This is a genomic window from Protofrankia sp. CiP1_Cm_nod4 (genome assembly GCF_982290645.1).
In genome coordinates this window covers 90,661-100,618 of record NZ_CEVIVC010000001.1, presented here as the reverse complement: position 1 = coordinate 100,618, position 9,958 = coordinate 90,661, and the positions used below count along the sequence as shown (strand labels likewise).

General features: G+C 72.5%; 9 protein-coding genes. 8 read left to right on the top strand and 1 reads right to left on the bottom strand.

Going from position 1 to position 9,958, the window contains the following annotated elements:
• The first annotated feature begins 413 nt into the window (after nt 1-413).
• The 4 genes from AC5LSR_RS00400 (at nt 414) to AC5LSR_RS00385 (ending at nt 4,943) form a co-directional block, all read left to right on the top strand.
• Nucleotides 414-545 carry a hypothetical protein gene (locus tag AC5LSR_RS00400; protein ID WP_445548350.1) on the top strand — a complete coding sequence of 44 codons (132 nt, stop codon included), beginning with the start codon at nt 414-416 and terminating at the stop codon, nt 543-545.
• 55 nt (nt 546-600) lie between these two features.
• The gene (locus tag AC5LSR_RS00395) at nt 601-1,851 is read left to right on the top strand and encodes an ABC transporter substrate-binding protein (RefSeq protein ID WP_250282565.1); all 1,251 of its coding nucleotides are present in this window, start codon (nt 601-603) and stop codon (nt 1,849-1,851) included.
• A 158-nt stretch (nt 1,852-2,009) separates the two neighbouring features.
• On the top strand, nt 2,010-3,257 hold the full coding sequence (locus tag AC5LSR_RS00390; protein WP_250282564.1) for an ABC transporter substrate-binding protein: 1,248 nt from the start codon (nt 2,010-2,012) through the stop codon (nt 3,255-3,257).
• A gap of 579 nt (nt 3,258-3,836) precedes the next feature.
• The gene (locus AC5LSR_RS00385) at nt 3,837-4,943 is read left to right on the top strand and encodes an ABC transporter substrate-binding protein (RefSeq protein WP_250282562.1); all 1,107 of its coding nucleotides are present in this window, start codon (nt 3,837-3,839) and stop codon (nt 4,941-4,943) included.
• Nucleotides 4,944-5,005: 62 nt separating this feature from the next.
• On the opposite strand, the gene AC5LSR_RS00380 is transcribed toward AC5LSR_RS00385, so the two are convergent.
• A complete protein-coding gene (locus AC5LSR_RS00380) occupies nt 5,006-6,193 on the bottom strand; it encodes a CaiB/BaiF CoA transferase family protein (protein ID WP_250282560.1) in 1,188 nt (395 codons plus the stop codon).
• Nucleotides 6,194-6,458: 265 nt separating this feature from the next.
• Between AC5LSR_RS00380 and mftA the strand changes: the two genes are divergently transcribed.
• The 4 genes from mftA to AC5LSR_RS00360 all read left to right on the top strand — a co-directional run.
• Nucleotides 6,459-6,599 (top strand): mycofactocin precursor MftA, encoded by a 141-nt coding sequence (gene mftA / locus AC5LSR_RS00375; protein WP_250282558.1) that lies wholly within the window; start codon nt 6,459-6,461, stop codon nt 6,597-6,599.
• A gap of 14 nt (nt 6,600-6,613) precedes the next feature.
• Nucleotides 6,614-6,961 (top strand): mycofactocin biosynthesis chaperone MftB, encoded by a 348-nt coding sequence (gene mftB, locus AC5LSR_RS00370; protein ID WP_250282555.1) that lies wholly within the window; start codon nt 6,614-6,616, stop codon nt 6,959-6,961.
• On the top strand, nt 6,958-8,226 hold the full coding sequence (gene mftC / locus AC5LSR_RS00365) for a mycofactocin radical SAM maturase (protein ID WP_250282553.1): 1,269 nt from the start codon (nt 6,958-6,960) through the stop codon (nt 8,224-8,226). Before mftB ends, mftC begins: the two co-directional genes overlap by 4 nt.
• 1 nt (nt 8,227) lies before the next feature.
• Nucleotides 8,228-9,958, top strand: a 1,731-nt coding sequence (locus tag AC5LSR_RS00360) for a mycofactocin system FadH/OYE family oxidoreductase 1 (RefSeq protein ID WP_493468052.1), incomplete at its 3' end; no start/stop codon positions are given.

Below are 9,958 nucleotides of genomic sequence, written 5' to 3'. Positions count from 1 at the left end.
GAAGAACGGGCAGCCGAAGTCGGGGGCCGGCGAAGGAGACGCAGAGCTGTGACCGTTGCCGCGAAGGCCGATACGGCGTCAGCGGTGACTCGGAGTGATTCCTTTTGCGACGGGGAGTGGCCGAGTGGGCGACGCGCCACGCTGACCGCGGTGCCGGCACCGGAGCACCGGGGCGGCCCGCCGGCGTGGGGCCCGTCGGCGTGGGCCCGTCGGCGTGGGGCCTGTGGTGACGGCCGCCGGCGCGATCCCAGCGGTGCAGGCCGGGCGCGCCGACATGTTGATCAATACTTGCGTTCCGGTCGACCAGTTGGCCCGCTGTCATCACATCCGCCCGCGGGTCATCGTCGGCTCCCTCGACGCGTCACCGGTACGGCCACCGCGGAGACGGCCGGCCGTGGCTGGCCGCGCCGCTGGTGGGGCCGGCCGCCGTCCCGGCCGGGGCGGTCCTCGCGATCCCGGCGATCCGGCTCACCGGGCTCTACCCGGCGCTGGGGGCCGCCGGCCCCGGCGTCTTCCCGCCGCTCGACGAGGTCTCCGTGCGGTGAGGCTTTTTTCGCGATGGTCCGCCGGCATGACGGCCGGAACACCAGAAGGAGAAGGATGAACGGGAAAGGACGCGGCGCCGCGTTGTGGGTGTTACTGACCGCTGCGATGCTGGTGGTAGCTGCCTGTGGCTCCTCGGACTCCAGTTCGGGGACGGACGCGGAGGCGTCGTCGGGCAGGCCGGTCGTCCTTGGTGCGATCTGTAGTTGTTCGGGTGCGCAGTCGGCCGCCCTCGGCCGGCTCAAGGACGTTTTCGACACCTGGGCCAAATCCGTCAACACGCGGGGCGGCGTCAACGGCAGCCCGGTAAGATTGATCATAGAGGATGACGGCGGTGACCCGACGAGGTCGTTGCGGGCCGTCCGGAAACTGGTCGAGCAGGACAAGGTCGTGGCCATCATCGGCGACAGCAGCCTGGTCGGCACGACCTGGGCCGACTACGTGACCGAGAAGGACATCCCGGTCGTCGGCGGGCTCTCCGTCGAGTCGCCCTTCCTGACCCACGCGGACTTCTTCGTAACGGGCGCGCCGCTCCCGGTGACCACCGTGGGTATCTGGGAGGCGGCGAAGGCGGCGGGCAAGAAGAAGGTCGGCCTGCTGTACTGCTCCGAGTCGGCGGTCTGCGCCCAGCTCGAGGGCCTGGGCAGGGCCGCTTCCGCCCTCGTCGGCGGCGTCGGGATCGCCACCGGGAAGATCTCGGCGGCCGCGCCCGACTACACCGCGGCCTGCCTGGCGCTGAGGGACGAGGGCGTGGACGCGCTGTTCGTGGCGCACAGCTCCGAGGTCGTGCCGCGGGTCGTGGACTCGTGCGCCCAGCAGGGATTCACCCCGGCCGTGATCGGCCAGACCCCGGCCCTCGGGCCGTCCTGGCTCGGGCACAGGGGTTTTGACGGGGCTCTCCTGGTGTCCCCGACCGTCCTTTACACCGACGGGTCCGTGCCGGCGGTGAAGGAGTTCCTCGACGCGCTGGACACGTACTACCCGGACCTGCGTAAAAGCCGGCAGTTCACCTATGACACGATCTACCCGTGGGCCGGTGGCAAACTGTTCGAAGCGGCGGCGAGGGCGGGTAACATCGGGCCCGACTCGACACCGGCCGACGTCAAGAAGGGCCTGTACGCGCTGAAGGGCGAGACGTTGGGCGGCATCATCCCACCGACAACATTCACGGAGGGCCAGCCCGTTTTCCCCACCTGCTATTTCCAGGCGGCTATTCGGGGGGGCCGGGCCGTCAGCCTCGGCAAGGGCGCGACGAAATGCCTGACCGAAGCCCAGGCCCTGCGGCTGGCCCAGGCCCTGAGAAGTTAGCCGCGACGGCCGGCGGCGGTGTACGGCGAGGCCTGCCCCGCGCCGGCACCGGCCCCGCGATCCCCGCGATGATGCCTGTCGCGTGCCGCCGCTCTTGTGCCGCCGCCGGCACCGCATGATTTTCTTGCTGCTCCTTTCCACCGGAACGGGACATCGGAATGACAGTGACCAGAAGGTGCCGCCGCCTACATCTCATCACCCTGGTTCTCGTATTGGGAACCCTGGGCGGGCTGCTGGCCGGATGCGGTGGCAGCGATGTCGCCAGGCAGCCCGTCCGGTCGTCCTGCACGACGCCGGGAGTAACCGATACCGAGGTCAGAGCCGGTCTGGTGTTCAGCGCGTCCGGGCCGGGGGCGTCCCTGCTGCGCGGGTTCCGGTCCGGTATCGACGCCCGTCTCGGAGTGGTCAATGCCGAGGGCGGTGTCAACGGCCGGAAGATTGTCTACTCCTGGCGGGACGACGCCACCGATCCCGCGTTGAACCTGGTCGGTTCCCGCGACCTCGTCGAGGACGAAGGGGCCTTCGGAATCATTCAGGGGCCGCATGCGGCATCCGGTTCCGCGCCCTATCTGAGCGAGCGGGGGATCCCGGTTGTCGGATCCGCCGGCGAGACCGTCTGGGCAAATTACAAGAACATGTTCTCCTGGCACTACTACACCTCCGAAAAAGGTTCCTCCAGCGGCTGGGGGGACTTCGTCCGCAGCCGGGGCGGCACCCGTGCCGTCCTGATGGGCATAGCGTCGGGCGATGCCGGCAAGAAGTTCCACCGGCAGCTCGCCCAGAGCCTGAACGCCGCCGGTGTCAACACCGACATGACCTTCGAGGTGACGGCCAGCACCACCAGCTTCGAGGCGCTGGCCCGGCAGATGAAGGCGGCGCAGATCGACACCATCGCCGGGGTTGTCTTCCCGAACGTTCTGGTCAAGCTCCTCCCGGCGGCCCGGGCCGCCGGGGTCGACCTCAGGGCGGTGCTCATCCCGGTCGGCTACGACCCGACGCTGCTGCAACAGGTCGGTCCGGCGCTGTCCGGGGTCGTCACCTACATCGACTTCGTCCCGTTCGAGCTGGACACCGAGGCGTACCGGCGGCTGTTCGACGCGGTGACCGCCTACGCCCCGGAGAACCAGGCGCCGGCGCAGGAGAGCACCGTTTTCGGCTGGCTGTCCGCCGACATGTTCATCCGCGGGCTACAGGCGGCCGGGCCCTGCCCGACCCGCCAGTCGTTCATCGACGGCCTGCGCAAGGTCCACGACTACGACGGTGGCGGCCTGCTCCTGCAGAAAGTCGACTTCGCCACCAACTCCGGACGGCTGGGTGACTGCTACGCCTTCGTCCAGGTCAGCGACGACGGCAGCAGGTTCCTGCCGCTGCCACCCACCCCGCGCTGCGGCCGCACGCTCCCCTGAGCGGGCGGTCACGGATCACCGCTGGCCGCTCCCGCGTGAACGGGCCGGGCCGGCCCGCGGTGCGGTGCCGGCGGTGGCGGTGGCGGCCGGCCGGACGGACGGACGGACGGAACCACCGTCCGGCCGTCACCGTCCGGCCACCGCCGGCCGGGCCGTCATCCCGCCCCGTGCGGCGGCGGCCCGCGCGCCCGGCAGGTGCACGTACGGTCATGGCCCGCGTCTCCTGCGGCATCAGGCCAGCTCAGGCCAGCCCTGTACGGCCGCGCCGCGGCACGGCAGCCGGCGGCCCGTCATCCTGTCCCGCGCCGTTCTGGGTCGCCGCCCGGTGACTCGCCAGGCCGGCGACAGGCCAAATTTTGGTAACCATATAACTACATATTGAATACTCCTACACTGGCCTGTGCTCAACATCACACTTGGGACAAGAGACGGGTCACCATGTCATTGGTCAGCAGACGTTGGCACTTACGTTTCACCGCCCTGGTCATCACATCGAGCTGCCTGGGTGGTCTGGTGGTCGCGTGCGGGGGTGGGGACAGCAGCCGATCCGTGCAGGCGGAGAGCTGTACGGCGCCGGGGGTGACCAGCACCGAGGTCAAAGCCGGCCTGCTGTACAGCAGTTCCGGGCCCGGGGCGTCCCCGGCGCACGGATTCCGTTCCGGCGTTCAGGCCCGTTTCGAACTGGCCAACGCCGAAGGGGGCGTCAACGGCCGGAAGCTCACCTACGTCTGGCGGGACGACGCGACGGATCCCACGCTGAACCTGGTCGGGGCCCGTCAGCTCGTCGAGGACGAGAAGGTCTTCGGCATCATGCAGGGACTGCAGGTGGCGGGTGGCTCCGCACAGTATCTCGGCGACCAGGGGATCCCGGTCACCGGGTTCGCCGGCGAGACGGTCTGGGCGCAGCACCAGAACATGTTCTCGTGGCACTACTACACGGTCGAGAAGGGGTCGTCCACGGTCTGGGGGGATTTCGCCAGCAGCCGTGGTGGCACCCGCGCCGCCATGGTGGACATGGCCCTGAGCGACTCGACCCGGAAATACCACCAGCAGGTCGTCGAGAGCCTGCGGCGCACCGGCGTCAGCGTTGACATGGAATACGAGGTGACCGCCAGCACGACCAGCTTCGAGACGCTGGCCCGGCAGATGAAGGCGGCACGTATCGACACGATCGCCGGCGCGCTCTTCCCGGACGTCCTGGCGAAGCTGATCCCGGCGGTGCGGGCCGCCGGTGTCGACCTCAAGACCGTGCTCGTTCCGGCCGGTTACGACCAGACACTGCTGCGGCAGCTGGGCCCGACGCTGGCCGGGGTCGTCGTGTACGTCAGCTTCGTCCCGTTCGAGCAGAACGCGCAGGCCTACACGCGGATGCTCAGCGCGATGTCCACCTACGCGCCGGAGAACCAGAGCCCGACGCAGGAGGGCGCTGTCTTCGGCTGGCTGTCCGCCGACATGTTCGTCCGCGGACTGCGGGAGGCCGGGCCCTGCCCGACCCAGCAGTCGTTCATCGGCGGCCTGCGCAAGGTCCACGACTACAGCGCTGACGGCCTGCTGCCCCGGCCCATCGACCTCACCACCAACTTCGAGCAGCTCGGCGACTGCTTCACCTTCGTCCAGGTCAGTGACGACGGCAGCCGGTTCGTGCCGCTGGAGCCCAGCCCGCGTTGCGGCAAGCCCATCACCTGACGTGACAGCCGCGGGCTGCTGACCGCCTTCCCGGAGCGTCGGGCCAGGCCGTCGGACACGGCCTAGGCCTGGTCCGCCGCCTGGACCGCCACGCCGGAGGCGAGCAGCGCGTCCACGCCGCGCACACCCCAGTCGGTCAGCGCCTGCCGGGTGTGCGCGCCGGGCAGCGCGGGCGGGCCCGGGGGAGCGGCGGGCGTCCGGCTGAAACGGGGTGCGGGAGCGGGCTGCCGCACCCCGTCCACCTCGACGAACGTGCCGCGGGCCGCCAGGTGCGGGTGGTCCGCGGCCTCCGTCAGGCTCAGCACGGGGGCGACACAGGCGTCGGTGCCCTCGAAGACCTTCGCCCACTCGTCCCGGGTGCGCCGGGCGAACGCGGCGGCGATCCGCTCCCGCAGCGCGGGCCAGGCGGCGGGGTCCGCGCGCTCCGCCTCGTCGGGCTCCAGGCCGAGCAGCGTCATGAACCGCGCGTAGAACTTCGGCTCCAGCGGCCCGACGGCGACCCAGCTGTCATCGGCGGTCCGGTGGACGTCGTACCAGGGACGCCCGGTGTCGAGCAGGTTGACGCCCCGCTCGTCGCGCCACTGCCCGGCGGCGATCAGACCGTGCACGAAGGTGGTCAGGGATGCCGCGCCGTCGACGATGGCGGCGTCGACCACCTGGCCGCGGCCGGAGCGGGCGGCCTCGAAGACCGCGGCGAGCACGCCGACGACCAGGTACAGGGAGCCGCCCCCGAAGTCGCCGAGGAAGTTGACCGGCACGGCCGGGCCCTCACCCTGGCGGCCCAGCGCGTGCAGCGCACCGGTGATCGCGATGTAGCCGATGTCGTGCCCGGCGGTGGGGGCCAGCGGGCCGTCCTGGCCCCAGCCGGTCATCCGGCCGTAGACGAGACGGGGGTTGCGGGCCCAGCAGTCCCGCGGGCCGACCCCGAGACGCTCGGCGACCCCCGGCCGGTAGCCCTCGATCAGCACGTCCGCCCGCTCGGCCAGGTCCAGCACCGCCCGCACCCCGTCCGGGGAGCGCAGGTCGATGACGACCGAACGGCGGCCGCGCCGCAGGATGTCCGCCGGCGGCGGCACGATGTCGTTCGCCTCGTCCGGACGGTCCACCCGGATCACGTCCGCACCCAGGTCGGCGAGCAGCATCGCGGCGAAGGGGCCGGGGCCGATGCCGGCGAGCTCGACGACACGCAGCCCGCGCAGCGGGCCGGTCGTGCCCGCGGCTGTGCCGCTGTCCGTCCCGCTGTCCGTCATCCCGTCTCCGGCCTCGATCAGGTGAGCGGCCGTCCCCGGCGCGTGTGGCCTCAGCGTAACCAGGCAGGGAACGTCCGCTCATCCGGTCGGGGATGTCCGGACGGGGGATCCGGGTGGAGGATGCGGGCGGGGATCCGGGCGGGAACGCTCCAGGGGCTTCCTTTCGGCACCAAGTGCCACTACTGTGACTCGGCACCGAGTGCCACTACTGTGACCTCGCACACGTGACCACCCGACCGACCCGAGGAACCAGCAGGGAGCAGCCATGAGCGACCACACACGCGAGACATCGGTCAGCTTCGACGAGGACACCGCTGGCGCGGCACATCCCGTCGACGTCGACATCCTCCAGGAGGAGTTCCTCGTCGAGGACGTCTCCATCGACGGGATGTGCGGGGTCTACTAGAGCGCGCGGCCCGGATGACCGAGCCCACCGCGGCGGCGCGGGCCGTCCCCGGCTTCGCCCTCGACGCCCCCTGGCAGCTGCATCCCCAGGTCTCGGTGCGGCCGGAGCCTTTCGGGGCGCTGGTCTACCACTTCGGGACCCGCCGGCTGTCCTTCCTGAAGGACCCGGCGCTGCTGCGTCTGGTCCAGGCGCTGCCGGAGCATCCCCGCGCGCGGGATGCCGCCACCGCGGTCGGCATCACCGAGGCCGACCTGCCGCGCTACCAGCGTGCCCTGGCCACGCTGGCGGCAACGTTCATGATCGTCGAAAGGACGACGATGACCGCCGAAACGACGACGACCGCCGAAAGGAACGCGCCGTGAGCGTCGCCGCGGCACCAGCCCGCCTGGTCGACCACTTCCAGCACGGCCTGGCCGCCCCGATCTGCCTGACCTGGGAGCTCACCTACGCCTGCAACCTGGCCTGCGTGCACTGCCTGTCCAGCTCGGGGCGGCGCGACCCGCGCGAGCTGACCACCGCGCAGTGCAAGGCGGTCATCGACGAGCTCGAGCGCATGCAGGTCTTCTACGTCAACATCGGCGGCGGGGAGCCGACCGTCCGCCCGGACTTCTGGGAGATCGTCGACTACGCGGTCGCCCACCACGTCGGGGTGAAGTTCTCCACCAACGGGGTGCGCATCACCAGGGATGTCGCCGCCCGGCTCGCCGGCAGCGACTACATCGACGTGCAGATCTCCCTGGACGGCGCCACCGCCGAGATCAACGACGCGGTCCGCGGCACGGGCTCCTATGCCACCGCCGTGCGCGCCATGGAGCACCTCGCCGACGCCGGGTTCGCGGGCTTCAAGCTCTCCGTCGTCGTCACCCGGCACAACGCCGGCCAGCTCGACGCGTTCAAGGCCCTCGCCGACCGGTACGGCGCCCAGCTGCGGCTGACCCGGCTGCGCCCGTCCGGCCGCGGCGCCGACGTCTGGGACGAGCTGCACCCCACCGCCGCCCAGCAGCGCGAGCTCTACGACTGGCTGGTGGCCCACGGCGAGCAGGTGCTCACCGGGGACTCCTTCTTCCACCTGTCCGCCTACGGCCAGGCGCTGCCCGGGCTGAACCTGTGCGGCGCCGGCCGGGTGGTCTGCCTGATCGACCCGGTCGGGGACGTCTACGCCTGCCCGTTCGCCATCCACGACTCCTTCCTCGCCGGCAACGTCCGCGAGCCCGGTGGCTTCGAACGGGTCTGGCGCTCCTCGGAGCTGTTCACCGAGCTGCGGGCGCCGCAGAGCGGGGGCGCGTGCGCGTCCTGCGCGCACTTCGACTCCTGCCGGGGCGGCTGCATGGCCGCGAAGTTCTTCACCGGCCTGCCGCTGGACGGCCCGGATCCCGAGTGCGTCCAGGGCTACGGGGCCGACGCCCTGCTCGCCCGCGATGACGCCGGCGTCCCGAAGCCCTCCGGCGACCACTCCCACTCCCGGGCCGCCGCCGGGAAGCCACCGCGGCACGGGGAGCCGGGGCGGGGCGGGCCGGGGCCGGTCCCGGTGGTCATCGGCCGCGCGCCGGTGAGTGCCGCACCGGTGAGCGCCTGCCAGCAGGACCCGCTGGCCGGGTTCGCGCCCGCGGCCACGGTGGGGCGCTGACATGCCCGCCCCACAACCGGCCGATCCCCTGTTACTCGGGACCCCCCTGACGCTCGGGACGCGGCGGGCGCCGTCCCGGGTGCTGTTCGGGCCGCACGAGACCAACCTCGGCCACCGCCGCTCGTTGAGCGCCCGGCACGTCGCCTACTACGCCCGGCGGGCGGCCGGCGGCGCCGGGATCATCGTCACCGAGACGGCGTCGGTCACCGCCGACGACTGGCCCTACGAGCGGGCGCCGCTGGCCGCCGACTGCGCCCCCGGCTGGTCGGCGGTGGCCGACGCCTGCCGGGAACACGGCACCCTGGTGCTCGCCGGGCTCGGCCACGCCGGCGGGCAGGGCTCGAGCGCGTTCTCCCAGTCGGTGCTGTGGGCGCCGTCGCCGGTGGCCGACGCGGCCAGCCGCGAACTGCCCGCGGAGATGGAACAGCCCGAGATCGACGCGGTCGTCGAGGGCTTCGCCGCCGCCGCCCGGCTGGCCGCGGCGGCCGGCACCGACGGCGTGGAGATCGACGCCGGGCCGGTCTCGCTGCTGCGCCAGTTCCACTCCGGGCTGACCAACCAGCGTGCCGACGGCTACGGTGACGACCGGTTGCGCCTGACCCGCGAGGTGATCGCCGCGGTGCGCGGCGCGCTGGGGGCCGGCCGCGTCCTGGCGCTGCGGCTGTCCTGCGACGAGCTCGCGCCCTGGGCCGGGGTGACACCCGAGCAGGCGGCCGAGCAGGTCGCCGCCCTCGCCGGCGACATCGACCTGCTCGTCGTGGTCCGTGGCGGGCCGTTCTCCACCTCGGCCTACCGGCCCGCCGCGCACACGCCGCCGATGTTCAACCTCCAGCTGTGCCGGCAGATGCGGGCCGCCGCCGCCGGGCGCGTCCCCGTGGTGCTGCAGGGCAGCGTCGTGGACGTGGCCGAGGCCGAGGCCGCCCTGGCCGACGGTGTCGCCGACATGGCCGAGATGACCCGGGCGCAGATCGCCGAGCCCGACCTGGTGCGTCTCGTACGCGCGGGCGCGGCCGGCCAGGTCCGGCCGTGCGTCCTGTGCAACCAGGCCTGCCGGGTGCGTGACAACCGCAACCCGGTCGTCAGCTGCGTCGGTGAGCCGTACAGCGGGCACGAGACCGTCGAGAGGCCGGTTACGGGCACCGACCCGCGGGCCCGCGCCGTGCTGGTGGTCGGCGGCGGGCCCGCCGGGCTGGAGGCCGCCCGGGTGCTGGCGCTGCGCGGGCACCAGGTCCGGCTGGCCGAACGCGGCGGCACGCTCGGCGGCGCGCTGCGGGCCGCCGCGGCCGGGCCGGGCCGCACCCGGCTGGCCCTGCTCACCGACTGGCTGGTGGCGCAGTGCCACCGGCTGCGGGTGCAGGTCGACCTCGGGACCGAGGTGACCGCCGACGATCTCGACGCGGCTGTCGCGGACGGCTGGGACGTCCTGCTCACCACCGGGTCCCGGCCCGTGCCCGGCCGTTACGGGCCGGCCGGTGCCGATGATGCTGCCGCTCTCACCACCGGTGCCGGTGCTGCCACCGGTGGTGAGAGCGGTGTCGCCGATGGCAGCGGCAACGCGGGCGACGTCGACGGCGGGCGCGCTCCCGCCGAGGAGGGCGGCGCCGACAGCGAAGCCGCCACCGGCGTCGGCGTCGGTGACAGGGCCGGCGTCGGTGACAGGGCCGGCGACAGGGCTGGCGACGGAGGCGGCGCTGCTGAGGGGGGCGCCGCCGAGGAGCGTCCCGGCGCCGAC

Bases quoted from the DNA above. Each gene is read 5' to 3' on its own strand.
- AC5LSR_RS00395 (WP_250282565.1), top strand. From the start codon at position 601: ATGAACGGGAAAGGACGCGGCGCCGCGTTGTGGGTGTTACTGACCGCT.
- AC5LSR_RS00390 (WP_250282564.1), top strand. From the start codon at position 2,010: ATGACAGTGACCAGAAGGTGCCGCCGCCTACATCTCATCACCCTGGTT.
- AC5LSR_RS00380 (WP_250282560.1), bottom strand. From the start codon at position 6,193: ATGACGGACAGCGGGACGGACAGCGGCACAGCCGCGGGCACGACCGGC.
- mftA (WP_250282558.1), top strand. From the start codon at position 6,459: ATGAGCGACCACACACGCGAGACATCGGTCAGCTTCGACGAGGACACC.
- mftB (WP_250282555.1), top strand. From the start codon at position 6,614: ATGACCGAGCCCACCGCGGCGGCGCGGGCCGTCCCCGGCTTCGCCCTC.